Here is an 18851-nt window from a genome sequence, read left to right as displayed (position 1 = left end):
TCCCGCCTCTTCCGTTCTCATTCCCCGCTCGGAGACCCCATGACCCCTGCTCAGCATCTCCCCTCGCCCGGTCGCGGCCCCGGCCGCCGCAGCGTGCTCACCGCACTCGGCGCGGCCGGCACCGGCGCAGCCCTGGCGGCCTGCGGCGGGCCGGGCAGCGGCTCCGGCGGCGCCACCGCCGCCCCGGATCCGGGTGGCGACGTCAGCGGCACCGTGAACTTCTACCACTGGCGCAGCGAGGACAAAGCGGTGCTGGAGGAGCTCGCCGCCGAGTTCTCCGCGCAGCACGACGGGGTCACCCTCGAGCAGACCATCGATCCCTCCGAGCAGTACCAGTCGACCGCCGCGCAGAAGGCCCGTGACGGCGAGATCGGCGACGTGCTCACCGCGTTCCGCGGCACCCAGCTGGACCAGTTCGCGGACCTCGGCATCTTCACCGACATGTCGGACGTGCCGTACCTGGAGGACTACCAGGGGGATCTGATCGGTCCCGGCCAGTACGAGGGCACGCAGCTGGGCCTGCCCTACCAGCTGGTGTTCAACATGCCGCTGCTGAACATCGACCTCGCCGAGAAGGCCGGCGTCTCGGAGGTCCCGGGCGACTGGGACGCCTACCTGGACCTGCTGGACAAGCTCGCAGGGAGCGGGGTGACCCCGATCGCCTGGCCGGGGAACGACCCGGCCAGCGCCTTCCAGATCATCAACTCGCTGGTCATGAACAACGGGCCGGATGCGGAGATGTTCGCGAAGATCGAGTCCGGACAGTACCGGGCCACCGACGACTGGTGGATCACCTGCCTCACCCAGTTCCAGGAGCTCTCGGGCTACTTCCAGGACAACTTCTCCGGCTCCGGGATCGACGGCGTGCTGTCCCTGTTCACGCAGGAGAAGGCCGCGATCCTGCCCACCGGCAGCTACCAGATCGGCCAGGTGCGCTCCGCCGGCGCCGAGTTCGCCCTCGACCTCTCCCCGGTGATGACCAACGCCGCCGGCGAGGAGCCCACCTACGAGGGCATCTTCAACTCCACGTTCATCCTCGGGGTGAATTCCCAGGCGAAGAACCCCGAGGGGGCGGCAGCCTGGATCGAGTTCCTCTCCGACCCGGTCCACGCCGCCGCCTACGGCGACGGCACCACACAGCACGTCACCGTCAAGGACGTCGAGTACGAGAACCCCGACCTGCAGGCGCTGGCCCCCTGGCAGACCCGCAACACACTGCTGGCACCGCGATTCCAGTTCATCGACCTCGACATCCGCTCCGCCGTCGAGAACTCCCTGGTCGCGGTCGCCACCGGGACCAGCCCGGAGCAGGCGGCCGAGGAGGCGCAGGCGCTGGTCGAGGAGAAGCTCTGAGCCGGGGGCACCGCCGTCGGCCGTTCCGGCGCCTGGACCCCACGCTGATCGCGCTGCTGATCCCGGCGGCCGTGGTCTACGTCTGGTTCGTGCTGTGGCCGACGGTGCAGGCCTTCCAGTTCTCGATCACGGACTGGGACGGGCTCTCGGCCGACTTCTCGTGGGTGGGGCTGGAGAACTACCGGACCTTGATCACGGGCGATTCGGTCTTCGCCCGGGCGGTCGGCAACTCGCTGGCTTTCATGCTGGTGGTGGTGATCGGACAGACGATCCTGTCCCTCGCGCTGGCGGTGGCCCTGCTGCGCAGCACCCGGATCTCGATCGCCCTGCGCGCGTTGTTCTTCTTCCCCACCGTGCTGTCCTCGGTGGCGGTCGCCTTCATCTGGAGTTTCGTCTACGACCCGACGTTCGGGCTCGCCAACCGTCTGCTGCTGGCCGTGGGGCTCGGTTCGTGGCAGCAGCCGTGGCTGGGCGATCAGCAGATGGCGATCTACTACCTCGCCCTGGTGCAGATCTGGTTCCACGCGGGGCAGATGATGGTGGTCTACATCGCCGGCCTCCAGCAGATCCCGCAGGAGCTCTACGACGCCGCGGCCCTCGACGGTGCCGGACGCTGGCAGAAGTTCCGCCACCTCACCTTCCCGCTGGTGCAGCCCGCCACGGTGATCGTCGTCGCCTACACCACGATCCAGTCCTTCAAGGCCTTCGACCTGATCATCGCCTCCACCGGCGGTGGCCCGAACCATGCCACCGAGATCCTCGCGACGTTGATCTACGACTCGGCCTTCCGCAACTTCGAGATGGGCTACGCGGCGGCGCAGTCGGTGATCTTCATGGTGATCATCGCCGCGATCACGCTCCTGCAGCGCCGCGCCGTCTCCCTCGCCTCGGGAGGCAGCAACCGATGAGCCCCGCCCCCACCGCACCCGACACCCCCAGGCCCCGCAGGGAGCGTCGGCGCCGCGTCCTGCTCGACTGGTCGGGTCTGCCGCGCGGGCTGCTGCTGGCCGTGTACGCGCTGCTCGTCGCGGTACCGCTGGTGGTCGTGGTGCTCACCGCGCTGAAGACCTCGCAGCAGATGTACGCGGACCCCTTCGGTCTGCCGCCGAACCCGTCGCTGGCGAACTTCACCGAACTGCTGCGCGGCGGCCGGATCGGCATCAGCTTCGTCAATTCGGTGCTGGTGACCTCCGTGTCGGTGGTGACCACGCTGGTCGTGGCCAGCTGGGCGGCGTTCTCCATCGCCCGGATCGGCGGCCGGCTGGGCCTGGTGCTGTTCGCCGGGTTCTCCCTGGGGCTGGCGGTGCCCGCGCAGGTGGCGATGATCCCGCAGTACGTGATCTTCGATCAGCTGGGCCTGACCAACTCCCTGCTCGGGTTGATCCTCATCAACATCGCGGTGACCTGCTCGGTGGCGATCTTCATCCTCACCGGTTTCTTCCGCACCCTGCCCGGTGAGCTGTTCGAGGCGGCCGAGATCGACGGGGCGAGCACCTGGCAGCTGTACTGGCGGATCGCGCTGCCGCTGTCCACCCCGTCGCTGGCGGCGGTGGCGATCTTCCTGTTCGTCATGCACTGGAACGATCTGCTGTACCCGTTGCTGTTCATCTCCGACCCGGACAAGGCCACGCTCCCCAAGGCGCTGCTGGACTTCAAGGGCGAGTACACGACGAACTACCCGGTGCTGTTCGCGGGCGTGATCATCGCGTCGATCCCGATGATCGTGGCGTACGTGCTGCTGCAGCGCTGGTTCGTCGCAGGCATCACCGCCGGCGCGGTGCGGGGCTGATGCGCAGCGTCCGCCTCCCGTGGTCCTGCGTGCACCGACGTCACCGGGCTTGGTAGTTTCGGAGCCCCGAGCAGAAGGAGTCCCTGATGACCGTCATCGTCACCGCCGTGTTCTACCCCGCCGAAGGCAAGAAGCAGCAGCTCGCCGAGGCGATGCGCCGCGGCATCGAGGCCGTCCACGGCGAGCAGGGATGCGAGCTGTACTCCATCCATGACGCCGAGGACGGCACCATCACCATGATCGAGAAGTGGACCAGCGCGGAGGACCTCGACGCCCATTCCGTCGGCGAGGCCGTGGCGACCCTCAATGCCGACATCGAGGGCTTCGTCGAGAAGCCGACCCTGGTCACGCGCATGTCCCCGCTCCCGGCGGGAACCGCCGAGCAGGGCGCGCTCTGAGCGGCGGGACGATCCGATGAACGCCGCCGGCGAGACCGCCTGGCAGGAGTTCCGCCACCGCCGCGAGGAGGCGCTCGCCGCGCGCCACGGCGTCCTGGCCCAGGTGGCGCTGCACTGGATCGAGCCGGCCAAGGTCGAACGATCCGTCGAGGGCCTGCCCGGCCAGTACCGCCTCGAGGGTGGACGGCTCGGCGTCTCCGGGGGTACCGAGGAGCTCGAGGTCCTGGACGGCAGCCGTGAGGACCTGCGCCTGGCGCGATTCGGCGACGACGTGCAGGTCGAGGTGATCCATCGCGGCGGACGCACCGGGCTGCGCCTCATGAATCCCGCGGCCCCGCGCCGCACCGGGTTCACCGGGGTCCCCACCTACCCCTACGATCCGGCGGCTGTGCTGGAGGGCACCTGGCGGCGGGAGCCCACCACGGTCACGGTCGGCTCGGCTCTGGCGTGGCTCGAGCAGGAGCTCCCCTCCCCCGGCATCGCCACCCTCGAGACCCCGAGCGGCCCGGTCGAGATGACGCTGACCGGCGACTCCTCGCTCCTGTTCACCGACGGGACCTCCGAGACCGACAGCGCCGACTGGCGCCAGGTCACGGCGGAGCTCGACGGGTCCCGGATCCGCGTGGACCTCAACCGGGCGCTGAACTTCCCCTCGGCCTTCAGCCTCTGGGGCACCTGCCCGCGCCCGCCCGCGGGCAACCATCTACCCTTCGCGGTGCGCGCCGGTGAGCGGCGGGTCGAGCCGACGGAGCGCTGAGCCCGACATAGGGACCCCGGCGTACCATTTCCCTGATACGGTTTGTGTCAGTCAACTGATACGGATCGAGGGATCTCATGTGGTACCTGCTCGCTCCCACGCTCGTGGGCATCGTCTGCGCGGTGCCGTTCTGGCTCGCCGGGCGCGCGAGACGCCCTCGCCTCGATCGCCGCCACGCGGTGCTGACCGCCACGGCGGCGGGGACGTCGTCACTGGTGATGACGGCCTTCACGCTGTCCGCGATGGCCGCGGTCTTCGTGATCCCTATCCCTGCTTACCCGTGGGACGTGTTCTCGGCGATTCGCTATCTCCTCCCCGTGCTGCTCGGAATCCTCGTGGTCCTCACCCTCGGGATCCCTTCTCGCAGCGGGCGTTCCAGCGGTGCCCAGCTGACTCCGCGCACCTGGTTCTCGTTCCTCGACCGGATCTGGATCGCGATCACCCTGATCGTGCTGGGTATCGTCGTCGCCGTCACCGTCGCTGCAGGTCTCGCCTCGGAGCGCGACGAAGCCGGTCAGTTCACGCGGTACGTGATCGAACTGGGCCCTGGAGGTTCCGCGACCAACATCTACGGATGGCACCACTCCGTGGGTCCGTTGATCGCTGTCATCATCCTGCTCGCGGCCGCAGTCGCCGCGCTGGCCGGCATCGCCCGCCCTCCCCACACCGAGGACGTCGAGGCGGACATCGCCCGGCGCCGATTGCGGAGCACGAACGTCGCCCGCATCGCGACCGGAGCCCTGCTCCTGCACCTCGCGACGGTGCTCAGGTCACTGGAGGTGACCTCCTCGATGAGCCTCACCGTGGGAGCCGCGTCCGGTGAGAATTTCCGGTCCGGAACCTCCTTCGCCGCGCTGACTCCCGTTCTCGGGGGCGGCGCGCTGCTCGCCGGGTCGATCGGGCTGGCGCTGTGGATCGTCACCGCGCTCAGTTCTCGGAGCCGGCCGACCCAGTCGGCGCGCGAGAAGGTCCCGGCATGATCATCGAGATCTCCCCGACCGGCGGGAACCCGTCCGAGCAGATCCGTGACCGGATCACCGGACTGATCACGACCGGAGCGCTCGCCCGCGGGGATCGCCTGCCCTCCGTCCGGCAGCTCGCGACGGACCTGCAGGTCGCCCCGGGCACCGTCGCGAAGGCTTATCGAGCACTGGAGTCCGACGGGCTGATCGTCTCCCGAGCGGGCTCCGGGACCCGGGTCAGCGACCAGGCGTCCCCGGTCTCCCCCGCCGTCGCCCGATCTGCCCGCCGCCTCGCCTCCGCGGGGCGTCAGGACGGCCTCGATCTGGAGGACGCGATCCGAGTGCTCCGCGCCGTGTGGTGACGGCGCTGAGCAGGCGCTGAGCCCGACGTCGGCGCGTCGGCTCAGATGGTGAAGCCGGCCGGGAACGGGTCGGTGGGGTCGAGCATCAGCTGGGCGGTCGCCGTGATCCAGGCCCGGCCGGTGATGGTGGGGACGACGGCCACGTGGTCGCCCACGCTCGTGCGCTCGATGAGGCGCCCGGTGAAGGTGGTGCCGAGGAGGGACTCGTTGACGAAGTCGGTGCCCAGGTCCAGGTCCCCGCGGGCGTGGTGCACGGCCATCAGCGCGCTGGTCCCGGTGCCGCCGGGCGAACGGTCCATCCAGCCGGGATGGTTCACGAGCGCATGCCGCGCCCGGCGGGCGTCGGAGCAGGGGGCCAGGAACACCACGTGCTCGCAGCCCTCGAAGCCGTTGAGGGGGTGGCGCACGGGCAGCTGCTCGTTCACCGCGGCCATGATGTCGCGCCCGGCGACGATCAGCTCCTCGGCCGCCGGCCGCTCGACGACGAGCCCCAGGCTCGCGGCGTCGACGAATGCGTAGAAGTTGCCGCCGAAGGCGAGGTCGACGTCGATCTGGCCCCGGCCGGGCACCTCGAGGTGCTGGTCGCGGGCCTGCGCGTAGGAGGGCACGCCCGTGATGGTGACGGACTCGGCCCGGCCCTCGCGCACCCGCACCTCGGCGGTGATCAGCCCGATCGGGGCGTCGAGCCGTACGGTCGTGACGGGCTCGGTCACCTCGACCATACCGGCCTCGACCAGGGCGGTGGCCACCGCGATGGTACCGGCGCCGCACACCGGCAGCACACCGGTGACCTCGATGAACAGCACGCCCCAGTCGGCGTCCTCGCGAGTCGAGGGCTGCAGGATCGCCCCGGACATCCACCCGTTCCCCCGCGGCTCGCACATCAGCAGAGTGCGCAGGTGATCGGAGTTCTCCAGGAACCAGCGGCGGCGCTCGTCCATGGTGCGGCCGGGCATGGCGGGCACGCCGCCGGTGACGACCCGGACCGGCAGCCCCTCGACGTGGGTATCGATGACGGGGAGGACGCGACTGCTCCTCATCGCTGCTGCTCCTGTCCCTGCGCGGCGCGCAGCATCCGATAGAGGTCCTCGGGCAGCTCGACCTCCGTGATCGGGGGCCGGGGTCGTCCGAAGCCCGCCGCGTGCTCACGGCGGAGCCGGTCCAGATGCTCCGCCAGGCGTCCGGCGTACCCGGGGTCGAACGCCTCGGGGTCGACGGCGAGGACGAACAGTCCCAGCCGGGGCGAGCGGGAGCCGCGGTCGAAGGGAGCGGCGTCCAGGGAGAAGGATCCACCGGAGAGGGCGGCGAGCATCTCGATCATGAGCGCGATGTTCGCGCCCTTGGTGCCGCCGAACGGCAGCAGGGCTCCGGCCAGTGCCTCCTCGGCGTCCGTGGTGGGCTCGCCGGTCCCGTCCAGCGCCCAGCCTGCGGGAATCTGCTCGTCCGCTCGGGCAGCGTCCCGGACCCGCACCCAGGCCGTCGCGCTGCTGGCCTGATCCATGACCCGGGGCCCGTCGGGATGCGGCAGCGCGAACGCGAGGGGGTTCGTGCCGGTGACCGCCTCGCGCGCCCCGTGCACGGCCATCAGCGCCGGGGAGTTCGCGCAGGCCAGGCCGATCAGCCCCTGTTCCGCCATCTGCGCCGCGTAGTGGCCGAGCTCGCCGGCGCTGAACGCCTCGTGCATCGACAGCACCGCCACACCGCAGCTGCGCGCCGCGTCCGCGAAGGATTCCAGCGCGTGCTCGAAGGCCAGCTGGGCGATGCCGCCGCGGGCGTCGACGGCCAGCGCCGCCGCGCGCCGGTGCTCGAGACGCGGGACAGCGTGCCCGTCGATGCGGCCGCTGCACAGGCCGTCGAGGTAGTCGGGCAGGTGCGCGGCGCCGACGGCGCTCCGGCCCCGACGCTCGGCGGCACAGGTCGCCCTCGCGAGCGCCGCCGCCGTCTCGCGCGAGCCGCCGGCGGAGAGGACCGCCGCGGCGCACAGCTCCTCGAGCTCGGGCAGGGACAGGCGACGGGTGGCGGGGGCGGCAGACATGTCCGACCAGGGTATCGGAGCCGCCGCGGGGCCTTGCATGGCTAGACTGCCCTCACGCCGACGGAGCAGCTCCTCCGACTCATGCCCGGGGTCGCCCCGCACGGCCGCAGCGCGTCACCCGGCGCGTGCCGTCGCCCCCGGAGCCCGCGGGCCCCCGGATGTCACCGAGGACGTCTCATGAGCACAACCACCGAGGCCAGGAGCGGTTTCAGCCCGCGCGTGGCCCTGCAGAAGGTCGGCACCTCCCTGTCGAACATGGTGATGCCGAACATCCCGGCCCTCATCGCCTGGGGCATCATCACCGCCTTCTTCATCGAGGACGGCTTCACGCCCGTTCCCGCCCTCGGCGGTTTCGAGGACGCCGCCGGCAATCCCCACCTGGGGATCGTCGACCCGACGATCCACTACCTGCTGCCGCTGCTGATCGCGAACACCGGCGGCCGGATGATCTACGAGGCGCGCGGCGCCGTCGTCGGCGTCGTCGCGACGATGGGTGTCATCGCCGGCTCCGACGAGCTGGTGACGATGCTCAACCTGACGCAGCCGTCGGACGAGCAGATCGGTCAGATCCACATGTTCATCGGCGCCATGATCATGGCGCCGCTGGCCGCCTGGCTGATGAAGAAGCTCGACCAGCTGTGGCAGGAGAGGATCCCGGCCGGTTTCGAGATGCTGGTCAACCTGTTCTCCGCGGGCATCTTCAGCTTCCTCATGGCCCTCATCGGCTTCTACGGTCTCGCGCCCATCGTCAACGGACTGATGAACCTGCTGGGCGCCGGCGTCGAAGGACTCATCAGTCTCGGCCTGCTGCCCCTGGTCTCGCTGCTCATCGAGCCCGCGAAGGTGTTCTTCCTGAACAATGCGATCAACCACGGGGTGCTGACGCCGCTCGGACTCACGGAGGCCTCGCAGAACGGCAAGTCGGTGCTGTTCCTGCTCGAGGCGAACCCCGGCCCGGGCTTCGGCATCCTCCTGGCCTACAGCTTCTTCGGACGAGGCGCCGCCCGCGCCTCCGCCCCCGGTGCGGCGCTGATCCAGTTCGTCGGCGGCATCCACGAGATCTACTTCCCGTACGTGCTCATGAAGCCCGCCCTGATCCTCGCCGCCGTCGGCGGCGGTATGACGGGCGTCTTCCTCAACGTCCTGTTCGACACCGGTCTGCGCGCCCCGGCGGCGCCGGGATCCATCATCGCGATCTTCGGCAATGCGACCACGGACTCGTATCTGGGCATCGCCCTCGCGGTGATCGGTGCGACGGTCGTGAGCTTCCTGATCGCCGCGCTGCTGCTGCGGATCGGCAAGCAGGAGGAGGGCGACATCGCGGCCGCCACCGCCAAGATGGAGGAGATGAAGGGCAAGAAGTCCTCCGTCGCGGGCGCGCTGACCGGCGCCGGCGCGGGAGCCGCCGGCGCCGCTTCTGCGGCCGACGATTCCGGCCACACCGGCCGCATCGAGAAGATCGTCTTCGCCTGCGACGCGGGCATGGGCTCCTCCGCCATGGGCGCGACGGTGCTGCGCAAGAAGGTCCGGGCGGCCGGCTTCGACGACGTCGAGGTCACCAACAAGGCGATCTCGAGCCTGTCCGACGAGTGGGACGTGGTCGTCACGCAGAAGGAGCTCACCGACCGCGCCCGCCAGCGCACCGGCTCCGCCGTCCAGGTCAGCGTGGACCAGTTCATGAACTCCCCGCGCTACGACGAGGTCGTGGAGCTGGTCCAGCAGCGCAACGATCCCGAGGCCGCGGAGGAGGGCACGGGGTCCGAGGCGGCTGCGAGCACCGCCGCAGGCGCAGGCGTCGGCGTGGGAACGGGTGCCGGGGCGGAGCCGTCGGCCGACGAGGGACCCGGTTCCGCGACTGCGCCCGAGATCCTCTCCCCCGAGAGCATCGTGCTCGCCGGAAGCGCCACCGATTCGGCCTCCGGCATCGACGAGGCCGGGGCCCTGCTGGTAGCCGCGGGCGCGGTCGACGAGGGCTACGTCGAGGCCATGCACGACCGCGAGGCGACGGTCTCGACGTTCATGGGCAACGGCCTGGCCATCCCCCACGGCACCAATGAGGCGAAGTCGTCCATCACCCGCTCGGCGATGTCCTTCGTGCGCTACCCCGAGGACATCGACTGGAACGGGAACCCCACCAGGTTCGTCATCGGGATCGCGGGGGTCGGCGACGAGCACCTCGAGCTGCTGCAGAAGGTCGCCATGGCCTTCTCCGATCCCGCCCAGGTCGAGCGTCTGGAGCAGGCCACCACCACCGACGAGATCCGCGCGATCCTCGGCGACGAGAAGGAGTCGGACGCATGACGGCAGTGCATTTCGGAGCAGGAAACATCGGCCGCGGGTTCGTGGGCCTGCTGCTGCACGAGGCCGGGTACCAGGTGGTGTTCGCGGACGTCGCCGAGGCCCTCATCGCGCAGCTGCAGGAGGCGGACTCCTACGAGGTCCGCACCGTCGGCCGGCACCCCACGCGCACCGTCGTCGACGGCTTCTCGGCGACCGACTCGACGAAGGACCCGGAAGGGTTGACGGAGCAGATCGCCGCAGCCGAGGTCGTCACCACGGCGGTAGGTGCCCACATCCTGCGCTTCGTCGCGCCGAACATCGCCGCCGGCATCGCCGCCCGCCCCGCCGGGTCTCCGCGCCTGGTCGTGATGGCCTGCGAGAACGCGATCAACGCGACCGATCTGCTGGAACAGGAGATCCGCGCCAACTATGCCGGGGACGACCTCGAGGACAAGGCGCTGTTCTCGAACACCGCGGTGGACCGCATCGTGCCGGTGCAGGCCGAGGACGCGGGGCTCGACGTCACCGTCGAGGACTTCTACGAATGGGCGGTCGACCGCACTCCGTTCGACGGTCAGGAGCTCGACGTCCCCGGCATCACCTGGGTGGACGACCTCGGCCCGTACATCGAGCGCAAGCTGTTCACGGTCAACACCGGGCACGCCACCACGGCCTGGGACGGCTGGGCTGCCGGGCACGCCACGATCGCCGAGGCGATCGATGACCCGACGGTGGCCGAGAAGGTCTCCGTCGTGCTCGACGAGACGTCGTCCCTGCTGGTGGCCAAGTACGGATTCGCCGAGGAGGAGATGGCCTCGTACCGCTCGAAGGTGCTGGGCCGCTTCGCGAACGCCGCCCTGCCCGACCCGGTCGAGCGCGTGGGACGGGCCCCGCTGCGCAAGCTCTCCCGTCACGACCGCATCATCGGCCCGGCCGCAGAGCTCGCCGAACGCGGGATGGGTCACGAGGGCCTGCTGGCCTCCTTCGCGGCCGCCCTCGCCTTCACGCCGAACGGCGACGAGGAGGCGGACCGCCTGCAGGGGATCCTGCGCAGGCAGGACGCCGATGCCGCCACGGCGGAGATCACCGGCCTCGAGCCGCCCCATCCCCTGTACGCGGCGGCACGGGGAGCGGTCGCGGCCCGGCAGGCCAACGGCTGATCCCGGGTATATTCCTCAGCGAGACCGTACGAACCCGGCGCGGGCGACCGCGCTCAGAATCCGCCGCGAGCAGTGCGGCGGTCCGTCGAAAGGCACACACCATGGCAGAGCGCACCGTCACCATCGCCAGCGCCTCCGGGCTCCACGCGCGCCCCGCGGGAATCTTCGCGCAGGCCGCCGGCGAGCAGTCCGCGACCGTCACCATCGAGAAGGTCGGAGGCAGCCCCGTGCAGGCCTCCAGCATGCTGATGCTGATGACGCTCGGGGCCGGCAAGGGCGATGAGGTCACCCTGCGCGCCGAGGGCGAGGGTGCCGACGAGTCGGTGAGCGCTCTCGCTGACCTGCTCGAGAAGGATCTCGACGCCGAGGAGTGACCCGGCTGGGCCCTCGCGCACCCCTCTGACGCACCGAATCCCCCGATATGCCCCGTGAACGGGACGTATCGGGGGATTCGGCGTCCGTGCCGAGCGGCACGGGGTTCGGATCGGGCGCGGCGGGGTGAAAGGCGCGCCCCGACGCGTCCGTGGCTCAGCCGCTCACAGCCCCAGCTCGCCCAGGACCGGCAGCCCGGCGCGCACCGCGTGCATGGCCTCCTCGGCGGTCCGGGCGGAGACGGCCGCGGCGGCGAGCTCCCGGGCCTGCCCGGGGGTGACGGTGGAGAGCACCTTCGCGACCGCGGGCAGCGAGCGCGGGGTCATCGACAGGCTGTTCACCCCGAGGCCCACGAGCACCACCGCGAGGCCCGGGTCGCCGGCGGCCTCGCCGCACACGCCCACGGGTTTGGCCGCCTTCTCCCCGAAGGCCTCGGGATCGCCACCGGCAGCGCGAGCGCCGTCGCAGGTGGCCTTGACCAGGGCCAGGACGGCGGGCTGCCACGGGTTGTTGAGATGGGCGAGCGAGCCCAGCTGGCGGTCGGCAGCCATCGTGTACTGGGTGAGGTCGTTGGTGCCGATCGACGCGAAGTCGCAGGCGAGCAGATGACGGTCCGCGGTGATCGCGGCCGAGGGGGTCTCGACCATGATGCCGGAGGGCTTCAGGCCGCGCTCACGGCACAGGTCGGCGAAGTCCTCGGTCTCGGTCACCGTGGAGATCATCGGGGCCATCACCCAGGGCGTCGCCTCCGAGGTCTTCGCGGCGGCGGCGATCGCGTCGAGCTGGTTGGTCAGCACCGAGCGCTTCTCCCAGGAGGTGCGGTAGGCGCGCACCCCCAGGGCGGGGTTGGGCTCGTCGGCGTCGGTGAGGAAGGGCAGCGGCTTGTCGGCGCCCGCGTCAATGGTGCGCACCACGACCTTCTTGCCGGGCAGGTGCGCGAAGGCCTCCGCGTAGGCCGCGGTCTGCTCCTCGATGCTCGGCTCGTCCTCACGGTCCAGGAACAGGAACTCGGTACGGAACAGGCCCACACCGTCGGCGTTCGCGGCCGCCGCCTTCTCGGCGTCGGCGGCACCGCCGATGTTGGCCAGCAGCTGCACCCTGGTGCCGTCGGCCAGGACACCGCCGCCCCCGTCGTAGGTCAGCGGGTTCCGCTGCAGCTCGGCCCAGGCCGCGGCGAAGCGGTGATGTTCGTCGGTGACCTCATCGGTGATGGTGCCGAGCCCCGCGTCGACGAACACCTCGGTGCCGTCGGCGAACTCGTGGATGCTCTTGGCGGCCACGATCGCGGGCAGCCCCAGCTGACGGGCCAGGATCGCGGTGTGCGACTGGGGGCCGCCGTCGGAGGTGATCAGTGCGATGACCCGCTCCGGATCGAGGGTGGCGGTATCGGCCGGGGCGAGGTCGATGGCGGTGAGCACGAAGGGCTCCTCGACATCGGGAATGCCGGGAGCCTGCTCCCCACGCAGCTCGGCGACGATGCGGGCGCGCACGTCGCGCACATCGGTGGCGCGCTCGGCCATGTAGCCCCCGAGGCCCTCGAGCATGGTGGCGACCTGGTCGCCGGCCTCCCAGACGGCCCGGGCCGGGGACTTGCCGCCGGAGAGCACGAAGCCCTGGGCGGTCTGGGTCAACGACGGGTCGGCCGCCATCTGCGCGGTGGCCTCGAGGATCTTCTTCCCGTCGCCGGCGGCGCGCTCCGCCAGACGGGTCAGCGCCGCCTGCACCGCTGCTGCCGCGGCCGGGATCCGCTCCGCCTCCGCCGCGGGATCAGCACCCTCGGGCAGCTTCTCGTTCGCGGCGGGCTCTGCGACCGGCGGTGCCATCGCCCGGATCGTGCCGACCACGCGGCCGGGGCTGACTGCAACACCTGTGTACTGGGCCATCGCTGACTCTCCTCGCGGGGATCCGGGCAATGTCGACGGGGGCGCGACGACATGCTCATGCTACGCGGGGCGCAGGCCCCTCGAGGGCGGCCCCTAGGATGGCGCGATGAACGCCATGGAGTGGGAGCACCTGCGCAGACCCGACCTCACCGGGCGCACCGTCGTGATGACCGGGGCCAGCGACGGCCTCGGCCGGGAAGCGGCCCTGCAGTTCGCGCTGTGGGGTGCGGACCTGGTGCTGGCGGTGCGCGACCGGACCAAGGGCGAGGTGGTCGCCGGGCGGATCCGGCGCGAGACCGGGCGTGCGCAGGCGGCACGTCTGGTCCACCTGGACCTCGCGGACCTCGATTCCGTCCGCCACGGCGCCGAGGAGATCCTGACCACCGTCGGCGAGCACGGGATCGACCTGCTGATCAGCGGCGCGGGCGTGGTCTCGCGACGCCGGGAGGAGACGGCCGACGGTTTCGAGCTGATGACCGGTGTCAACGCGCTCGCCCCGATGCTCCTGACCGAGCTGCTGCTGCCCGTGGTGCGGGAGCGGGTCGTGGTCGTCACGTCGGACGCGCACACCTTCGGTGCCATCGATCTGAGCGACCCCCACTTCCGGCGGGGCGGCTGGTCGCTGCGCGCCGCTTACGGCCGCTCCAAACTGGTGACGATGCTGTGGGGCCTCGACCTCGCCGACCGGTTGCGGGACCAGGACGAGGACGAGGACGGTCGCGCGAGGGACCTGCAGCTGGTGCATCCCGGATGGGTGCTGACGAACCTGCAGAACGCGACCGGATCGGCCCGCCTCGACCGGCTCGTCACCGCCCTCTGCCGTCCCATCGCGATGCCCGCGACGCAGGGCGCTTCCTCGGTCCTGTTCGCTGCCACCCAGCCGCTGCCCCAGGGCTCGTACATCGGGCCCGACGGGCCGCGCGGCCTGCGAGGCCGGCCGACGTTCCGGCGCCGCTCCCCCGCGGCATCGGATGCGGACCTGGCCCGTGAGGTCGTGGGGTGGGTCCGCGAGGAGACGGGCCTCGGCGCGAGCTGAGGCGGGGACCTGGCCCTGCCCCGACGGCGGAGGGTGCGGGATTCGAACCCGCGGTACGGGGTCACCGCACAATGGTTTTCAAGACCATCTCATTCGGCCGCTCTGACAACCCTCCCGGTGCCCGGAGGCACCCGAGAAGTGTACCGGGAGCGTGCGGGCTCACCGCACCTGGGTGCGGCGCACCAGCAGCAGCCACGCTCCGGCGGCGAGCAGCCCGATCAGGGCGATCACCGCCATCCACGTGCCCCAGCCGACGGTGAACAGGTCCAGTAGTTGCTGCCCGAAGCCGTCGATCAGCACGATGCCCGCGAGGAGCGCCACGGCGATGACGGCCAGGAGACTGCCGCCGACCCAGAGAAAGGACTGGCCGAAGCGCTGCACGGCGGAGGTGATGGCGGCGCCGAGGAACAGCACGGTCGCGATCAGCAGGAAGGTCTGGACGAAGGTCTGCCAGGAGGCCCCGGTGCCGGTGTAGAAGACGTCGAAGAATCGGATCCGCAGCCCGAAGCCTTTGGTGGCGGCCTCGATGGTCTTGCCGACCGTGACCAGCACCGAGTAGGCCACGGCATTGCCGATGAACACCACACTCAGTCCGGCGGCGAACTCCCGCCGGGTCAGCCCGAGCCCCAGGGCGAGCGGGAAGTACTGCCCCATCGAGACGAATCCGTAGCCGATGAGCGGGCCGAGCAGGGAGAAGATCGCCCCGTTCCAGGTCAAGCCCCGGTACAACCCGGCGCTGGCCTCGGCCCCTAGGGAACCGACGATCGCGCCGATGGCGAGGACGATCGTGAGCGCGAAGGCCATCACGAGGAGCGGCCACCCGAACGCCTGCATGCGGTTGACGAGGTGCATATTGATGACGCTGCGGTATCGCATGGCGGGATTCCTCTCAGTGGGCCGCGTCGACGGCCGCAGCCGTCGTGCGGTGGACGATGTAGTTCTGCAGCGAGACCGGGGCGATCTGGAGTCCTGCCGCGCGAGCGGCCGCCGCGGTCCGATCGCCGTCGACGAGGATCGTGGCGGTGGCGAGGGAGCCGATCCGCGACAGGTGCAGCACCTCGGCGGCGGCAGTGAACTCCTCGACCTCGGTGGTGCGCCCGGAGATCTCGATCGCAGCTCCCTGCAGTGCCTCGGTCTCGTCGTCGACCATGACCCGGCCCTCGTCCAGCAGCACCACGTGCTCGAGCAGGTTGGAGACCTCGTCGATGTGGTGGGTGGACAGGACGATCGTGCGGGGATGCTCGGCGTAGTCGGCCAGCAGCCGGTCGAAGAACAGTCGCCGGGCGACGGCATCCAGTCCCAGGTAGGGCTCGTCGAAGAACGTCAGCGGTGCCCGCGAGGCGAGCCCGATGATGATGCCGACGGCGGAGAGCTGCCCGCGCGAGAGCTTGCTGATCACGCGCTTCTCGGGGAGTCGGAACTCGGCCACCAGATCCCGTGCCAGCTCCCTGTCCCACGACGGGTACAGGCCCTGCGCGATCTGCAGTACGTCGCGGGGCCGGAATCCGTCAGGATACTTCTGGCTTTCCTGGATGAAACAGGTCCGCGAGAGGACCCCGGCGTTCTCCACCGGGTCCTCCCCCAGCACGCGCATGCTGCCGGAGGTGGCGAAGATCTGAGCCGTCAGCAGCTTCATCAGGGTGGTCTTGCCTGCGCCGTTACGGCCCAGCAGGCCGTGGACGCGATTCTCCTCGAGGGAGATGCTGACGCCGTCGATCGCGGCGACGTCTCGATAGTGCTTGCTGAGGTCCCGGGTCTCGAGGGCGTTCATCAGGACGCCTCCTTCGTGATCATCTGCGCGAGTTCGCGAGGGGTGATGCCCAGCTGTGCGGCTTCCCGGAGCAGCGGGGCGAGGTAGTTCTGGGCGAAGGCCTCGCGCCGTCGCCGGCGCAGGAGTTCGACCGCCCCGGGAGCGACGACCATCCCGAGTCCGCGCCGCTTCTCCAGGACGCCCGCATCGACCAGGCGGTTCAGGCCCTTGCCGGCCGTGGCGGGGTTGATGCGGAGGAAGGCGGCGAGCTCATTAGTCGACGGGACGGTCTCGCCCTCCACGTATGTGGCATCGAGGATCCCGTCCTCGATTTGTTCCGCGACAGCGAGGAAGAGCGGCTTCGACTCGTCGAGCACGGGATCTCCTGAGGTGGTTCCACGGTTGTTTGGTGTGCTACTGGTTGCTTGGTTCGTTACTCCACTAATGAACCATGGAACTGGGTGCGGCGTCAATCCCTGTCGCAACGAGCCGCGGAACTTCCGGCGGCGGGACGCAGACGCCCCACGTCGGGACGGGCGCACTAGGCTGGGCAGACCTGCACTCGAGCGAGAGGAGCGCGTCCATGCGCGCCGTACTGATCGATGCCGAGGGGGCCGACGCCCGCCTCGTCGAGGACGCCGACGAGTCCCTGCTGACCGGCCCCGTCGAGCTGGACGTGCTCTTCTCCAGCTACAACTACAAGGATGGTCTGGCGATCGCGGGCACGGGCATCGCGCGCCGGTTCCCGCTGATCCCGGGCATCGACCTGGTGGGGCGGGTGACCGGTTCCGAGGTCGCGGAGTACTCGGCCGGTGACCTGGTGGTCCTCAACGGCGACGGCATCGGCGAGTCCCGCCATGGCGGCTTCGCCACCCGGGCCCGCGTGCGTCCCGAGGCCCTGGTGCGACTCAGCGCCGACCTCTCCCCCGAGCGGGCTGCAGCGATCGGCACCGCCGGGTTCACGGCGATGCTCTCGGTGCTGCGCCTCGAGGACGGCGGCGTCGCCCCCGACAGTGGTGACGTCCTGGTCACCGGCGCCTCCGGCGGGGCGGGGTCGATCGCGGTCGCGCTGCTGGCCGGCCGCGGGCACCGGGTGGTGGCCTCGACCGGTCGAGTCGAGGAGAACACCGAGTACCTCCGCGAGCTCGGGGCCGCCGAGGTGATCGACCGTCGTGAGCTCGGCGACGAGGTCGGCAAGCCCCTGCAGTCACAGCGCTGGGCCGGGGCGATCGACGCCGTGGGCAGCACGACGCTGGCCAACGTCCTCGCCCAGACCACCTGGGGCGGCACGGTCGCGGCCTACGGGCTGGCCCAGGGTATGGACCTGCCGACGTCCGTGATGCCGTTCATCCTGCGCCACGTCTCCCTCGCCGGGGTGAACTCGGTGGACGCGCCGTCGGCCCTGCGCGAGCGAGCCTGGGACGCGCTGGTCCGCGAGCTCGACCTCGACCTGCTGGACTCGCTGACCACGAGCATCGGGCTGTCGGAGACGATCCCCATCGCCCAGCGGATCCTCTCCGGTGAGATCCGGGGCCGCACCGTCGTGGACGTGACCCAGTGACCATGCGCGCGATCACCATCACCGCCGAGCACGAGCTCGCGCAGGTCGAGCTGCCCGAGCCCGTGGCCGCCCCCGGCGAGGTGCTGGTCGACGTGGCCGCCGCGGGCGTGAACCGGGCCGACGTCGCCCAGGCCGCCGGGAAGTACCCGCCGCCGACGGGAGCCTCCGAGCTGCCCGGCCTCGAGGTCTCCGGGTATCGCCGCGACACCGGCGAAGCCGTCGTGGCGCTGCTCGCGGGCGGTGGTTACGCCGAGGTGGTCGCCGTCCCCGAGGGCCAGCTGCTGCCCGCTCCCGAGGGCATGGACCTGGTGGACGCCGCCGGTGTCGTGGAGGTCTGCGCGACCGTGGTCTCCAACCTGGTGCTCGAGGGCCGCCTGGCCGAGGGCGAGACCGTGCTGATCCACGGCGGCACCGGCGGCATCGGCACCGTCGCGATCCAGCTGGCGCGGCACCTCGGCGCGCGGGTGCTGACCACCGTCGGGTCCGACGAAGCGTTCGACCGGGTGCGGGAGCTGGGTGCGGACGCCGTCTGGAACCGTCGGACCGCCGATCTGCTGGAGGCGGTGCGGGAGGCCGGCGGGGCAGACGTCGTCCTCGACGTCGTCGGCGGGTCGGCACTCGCGGACAACGTGGGGATGCTGCGCGAGCACGGACGGCTGGTCATCATCGGCACCCTGGGTGGTGCCACCGGCGAGCTGCCGATCGGGATGCTCATGGGCAAGCGCGGCCGGGTCATCGGCACCACGCTGCGCTCGCGCCGCACCGAGGGCAAGCGCGAGATCCTGGAGGCGACGTACGAGCTGGTGTGGCCGCTGCTGGCCGACGGGACACTCCGCGTCCCCATCCATGCGCGCCTGCCGCTGGAGAAGGCGTCCGACGCCCACGAGGTACTGCGCGTGGGCGGGCACGTCGGGAAGGTGATCCTGGAGCTCAGCCGCGGGGGTCCTTGATCTCGTGGGCGCCGGGGAGGACGTGCATGATCGCCTCCCAGGCGGTGATCGAGGGGACAGGCACCATGTCGAGGTCCTCCCCGTCCTGGACGAGCACGAAGTAGGCTTCGCCCGCGCGGAGGTAGACCGCGAGGTCCTCGGTGGGTTCCCCGCCGGCCCGTAGCACCACGGGGAGTCCTCCCCATCGATGGCGTCCGAGCGTG

General features: G+C 70.8%; 20 protein-coding genes and 1 tRNA gene. 13 read left to right on the top strand and 8 right to left on the bottom strand.

The window, feature by feature from the left end; translation table 11 throughout:
• Nucleotides 1–39 precede the first annotated feature (39 nt).
• The 7 genes from JOF43_RS08660 (at nt 40) to JOF43_RS08630 (ending at nt 5621) form a co-directional block, all read left to right on the top strand.
• Nucleotides 40–1353, top strand: coding sequence for an ABC transporter substrate-binding protein (locus JOF43_RS08660; protein ID WP_209901203.1), 1314 nt, complete (start codon nt 40–42; stop codon nt 1351–1353).
• Nucleotides 1354–1424: 71 nt separating this feature from the next.
• On the top strand, nt 1425–2261 hold the full coding sequence (locus tag JOF43_RS08655; protein WP_209901201.1) for a carbohydrate ABC transporter permease: 837 nt from the start codon (nt 1425–1427) through the stop codon (nt 2259–2261).
• A complete protein-coding gene (locus JOF43_RS08650) occupies nt 2258–3142 on the top strand; it encodes a carbohydrate ABC transporter permease (RefSeq protein WP_209901199.1) in 885 nt (294 codons plus the stop codon). Before JOF43_RS08655 ends, JOF43_RS08650 begins: the two co-directional genes overlap by 4 nt.
• A gap of 86 nt (nt 3143–3228) precedes the next feature.
• Nucleotides 3229–3540, top strand: a complete 312-nt coding sequence (locus JOF43_RS08645) for a putative quinol monooxygenase (RefSeq protein WP_209901197.1) — start codon at nt 3229–3231, stop codon at nt 3538–3540.
• A 16-nt stretch (nt 3541–3556) separates the two neighbouring features.
• Entirely contained in the window at nt 3557–4297 is a 741-nt protein-coding gene (locus JOF43_RS08640) for a DUF1684 domain-containing protein (RefSeq protein WP_209901195.1), read from the top strand.
• Between the two features lie 77 nt (nt 4298–4374).
• The gene (locus JOF43_RS08635; protein WP_209901193.1) at nt 4375–5277 is read left to right on the top strand and encodes a hypothetical protein; all 903 of its coding nucleotides are present in this window, start codon (nt 4375–4377) and stop codon (nt 5275–5277) included.
• Entirely contained in the window at nt 5274–5621 is a 348-nt protein-coding gene (locus JOF43_RS08630; RefSeq protein WP_209901191.1) for a GntR family transcriptional regulator, read from the top strand. Before JOF43_RS08635 ends, JOF43_RS08630 begins: the two co-directional genes overlap by 4 nt.
• Before the next feature lie 41 nt (nt 5622–5662).
• Here the strand turns inward: JOF43_RS08630 and JOF43_RS08625 are convergent, their stop codons facing one another.
• Both JOF43_RS08625 and JOF43_RS08620 read right to left on the bottom strand, forming a co-directional pair.
• Complete coding sequence (locus JOF43_RS08625) at nt 5663–6661, bottom strand: proline racemase family protein (protein ID WP_209901189.1); 999 nt, start codon at nt 6659–6661, stop codon at nt 5663–5665.
• Nucleotides 6658–7656, bottom strand: a complete 999-nt coding sequence (locus tag JOF43_RS08620; protein WP_209901187.1) for an Ldh family oxidoreductase — start codon at nt 7654–7656, stop codon at nt 6658–6660. Before JOF43_RS08620 ends, JOF43_RS08625 begins: the two co-directional genes overlap by 4 nt.
• 177 nt (nt 7657–7833) lie before the next feature.
• On the opposite strand from JOF43_RS08620, the gene JOF43_RS08615 reads away from it, so the two are divergent.
• From JOF43_RS08615 to JOF43_RS08605, 3 genes are all read left to right on the top strand, one after another.
• A complete protein-coding gene (locus JOF43_RS08615) occupies nt 7834–9957 on the top strand; it encodes a PTS mannitol transporter subunit IICBA (protein ID WP_209901185.1) in 2124 nt (707 codons plus the stop codon).
• On the top strand, nt 9954–11096 hold the full coding sequence (locus JOF43_RS08610) for a mannitol-1-phosphate 5-dehydrogenase (protein ID WP_209901183.1): 1143 nt from the start codon (nt 9954–9956) through the stop codon (nt 11094–11096). The genes JOF43_RS08615 and JOF43_RS08610 overlap by 4 nt, the downstream gene beginning before the upstream one ends.
• 101 nt (nt 11097–11197) lie before the next feature.
• Complete coding sequence (locus JOF43_RS08605) at nt 11198–11470, top strand: HPr family phosphocarrier protein (RefSeq protein ID WP_209901181.1); 273 nt, start codon at nt 11198–11200, stop codon at nt 11468–11470.
• 162 nt (nt 11471–11632) lie between these two features.
• On the opposite strand, the gene ptsP is transcribed toward JOF43_RS08605, so the two are convergent.
• On the bottom strand, nt 11633–13351 hold the full coding sequence (gene ptsP / locus JOF43_RS08600) for a phosphoenolpyruvate--protein phosphotransferase (protein WP_209901179.1): 1719 nt from the start codon (nt 13349–13351) through the stop codon (nt 11633–11635).
• 106 nt (nt 13352–13457) lie between these two features.
• Between ptsP and JOF43_RS08595 the strand changes: the two genes are divergently transcribed.
• The gene (locus JOF43_RS08595) at nt 13458–14387 is read left to right on the top strand and encodes an SDR family NAD(P)-dependent oxidoreductase (RefSeq protein WP_209901177.1); all 930 of its coding nucleotides are present in this window, start codon (nt 13458–13460) and stop codon (nt 14385–14387) included.
• 27 nt (nt 14388–14414) lie between these two features.
• Here JOF43_RS08595 and JOF43_RS08590 read toward each other — a convergent pair.
• The 4 genes from JOF43_RS08590 to JOF43_RS08575 form a co-directional block, all read right to left on the bottom strand.
• Nucleotides 14415–14502, bottom strand: a tRNA-Ser gene (locus JOF43_RS08590).
• A 44-nt stretch (nt 14503–14546) separates the two neighbouring features.
• Nucleotides 14547–15263, bottom strand: a complete 717-nt coding sequence (locus tag JOF43_RS08585; protein ID WP_209901175.1) for a hypothetical protein — start codon at nt 15261–15263, stop codon at nt 14547–14549.
• Between the two features lie 13 nt (nt 15264–15276).
• A complete protein-coding gene (locus JOF43_RS08580; RefSeq protein WP_209901173.1) occupies nt 15277–16158 on the bottom strand; it encodes an ABC transporter ATP-binding protein in 882 nt (293 codons plus the stop codon).
• A complete protein-coding gene (locus JOF43_RS08575) occupies nt 16158–16514 on the bottom strand; it encodes a GntR family transcriptional regulator (protein WP_209901171.1) in 357 nt (118 codons plus the stop codon). The genes JOF43_RS08580 and JOF43_RS08575 overlap by 1 nt, the downstream gene beginning before the upstream one ends.
• Nucleotides 16515–16720: 206 nt before the next feature.
• Between JOF43_RS08575 and JOF43_RS08570 the strand changes: the two genes are divergently transcribed.
• Nucleotides 16721–17698, top strand: a complete 978-nt coding sequence (locus JOF43_RS08570; RefSeq protein ID WP_209901169.1) for an MDR family oxidoreductase — start codon at nt 16721–16723, stop codon at nt 17696–17698.
• A 2-nt stretch (nt 17699–17700) separates the two neighbouring features.
• A complete protein-coding gene (locus JOF43_RS08565; RefSeq protein WP_209901167.1) occupies nt 17701–18648 on the top strand; it encodes an NAD(P)H-quinone oxidoreductase in 948 nt (315 codons plus the stop codon).
• Here JOF43_RS08565 and JOF43_RS08560 read toward each other — a convergent pair.
• Nucleotides 18629–18817: a hypothetical protein gene (locus JOF43_RS08560; protein WP_209901165.1), complete on the bottom strand. Its 189-nt coding sequence runs from the start codon at nt 18815–18817 to the stop codon at nt 18629–18631. The two genes, JOF43_RS08565 and JOF43_RS08560, sit on opposite strands and share 20 nt — an antisense overlap.
• Nucleotides 18818–18851: the final 34 nt, after the last annotated feature.

The sequence above is a fragment of the Brachybacterium sacelli genome (genome assembly GCF_017876545.1).
Lineage (GTDB): Bacteria > Actinomycetota > Actinomycetes > Actinomycetales > Dermabacteraceae > Brachybacterium > Brachybacterium sacelli.
This window is presented reverse-complemented; position numbering and strand designations above follow the sequence as displayed.

Bases quoted from the DNA above. Each gene is read 5' to 3' on its own strand.
- ptsP (WP_209901179.1), bottom strand. From the start codon at position 13,351: ATGGCCCAGTACACAGGTGTTGCAGTCAGCCCCGGCCGCGTGGTCGGC.
- JOF43_RS08660 (WP_209901203.1), top strand. From the start codon at position 40: ATGACCCCTGCTCAGCATCTCCCCTCGCCCGGTCGCGGCCCCGGCCGC.
- JOF43_RS08650 (WP_209901199.1), top strand. From the start codon at position 2,258: ATGAGCCCCGCCCCCACCGCACCCGACACCCCCAGGCCCCGCAGGGAG.
- JOF43_RS08645 (WP_209901197.1), top strand. From the start codon at position 3,229: ATGACCGTCATCGTCACCGCCGTGTTCTACCCCGCCGAAGGCAAGAAG.
- JOF43_RS08610 (WP_209901183.1), top strand. From the start codon at position 9,954: ATGACGGCAGTGCATTTCGGAGCAGGAAACATCGGCCGCGGGTTCGTG.
- JOF43_RS08585 (WP_209901175.1), bottom strand. From the start codon at position 15,263: ATGCGATACCGCAGCGTCATCAATATGCACCTCGTCAACCGCATGCAG.
- JOF43_RS08620 (WP_209901187.1), bottom strand. From the start codon at position 7,656: ATGTCTGCCGCCCCCGCCACCCGTCGCCTGTCCCTGCCCGAGCTCGAG.
- JOF43_RS08565 (WP_209901167.1), top strand. From the start codon at position 17,701: ATGCGCGCGATCACCATCACCGCCGAGCACGAGCTCGCGCAGGTCGAG.
- JOF43_RS08595 (WP_209901177.1), top strand. From the start codon at position 13,458: ATGAACGCCATGGAGTGGGAGCACCTGCGCAGACCCGACCTCACCGGG.
- JOF43_RS08570 (WP_209901169.1), top strand. From the start codon at position 16,721: ATGCGCGCCGTACTGATCGATGCCGAGGGGGCCGACGCCCGCCTCGTC.
- JOF43_RS08615 (WP_209901185.1), top strand. From the start codon at position 7,834: ATGAGCACAACCACCGAGGCCAGGAGCGGTTTCAGCCCGCGCGTGGCC.
- JOF43_RS08630 (WP_209901191.1), top strand. From the start codon at position 5,274: ATGATCATCGAGATCTCCCCGACCGGCGGGAACCCGTCCGAGCAGATC.
- JOF43_RS08640 (WP_209901195.1), top strand. From the start codon at position 3,557: ATGAACGCCGCCGGCGAGACCGCCTGGCAGGAGTTCCGCCACCGCCGC.
- JOF43_RS08605 (WP_209901181.1), top strand. From the start codon at position 11,198: ATGGCAGAGCGCACCGTCACCATCGCCAGCGCCTCCGGGCTCCACGCG.
- JOF43_RS08625 (WP_209901189.1), bottom strand. From the start codon at position 6,661: ATGAGGAGCAGTCGCGTCCTCCCCGTCATCGATACCCACGTCGAGGGG.
- JOF43_RS08580 (WP_209901173.1), bottom strand. From the start codon at position 16,158: ATGAACGCCCTCGAGACCCGGGACCTCAGCAAGCACTATCGAGACGTC.
- JOF43_RS08635 (WP_209901193.1), top strand. From the start codon at position 4,375: ATGTGGTACCTGCTCGCTCCCACGCTCGTGGGCATCGTCTGCGCGGTG.